Origin of the sequence: Paraglaciecola algarum (assembly GCF_021532655.1) — a bacterium.
In the GTDB taxonomy this organism is placed as follows: Bacteria; Pseudomonadota; Gammaproteobacteria; order Enterobacterales; family Alteromonadaceae; genus Paraglaciecola; species Paraglaciecola algarum.
The window spans coordinates 1-233 of the sequence record NZ_JAKGAS010000051.1 but is presented as its reverse complement, the minus strand read 5'-3'; the positions used below and the strand labels follow the sequence as shown (position 1 = coordinate 233).

Genomic DNA, 233 nt, shown 5'->3' with positions numbered 1-233 from the left:
CCGACAGCGGCACGACCGGCAGGCTGCGATCCTGCTGCTTGAGCGACAGCAGCCAGGCGAGGCTGACGACGAACAGCGGCTTCAGGAACTCCGACGGCTGGAACTGCGCCGCGCCGAGGCCGATCCAGCGCCGCGCGCCGTTCACCTCGGCGCCGACCAAGGGCACGATCGCAAGCATCACCGTGAAGAAGGCGGCCCCGGCGAGCGCGAACCGCCGCGCCTTGACCTTGGTC

1 protein-coding gene is annotated in these 233 nt (G+C 70.8%); it reads right to left on the bottom strand.

Features of this window, described 5'->3' with window-relative positions:
- Window positions 1–233 (bottom strand): FtsW/RodA/SpoVE family cell cycle protein (locus L0668_RS20610; RefSeq protein ID WP_235314608.1); only part of this gene is annotated, 233 nt, incomplete at both ends.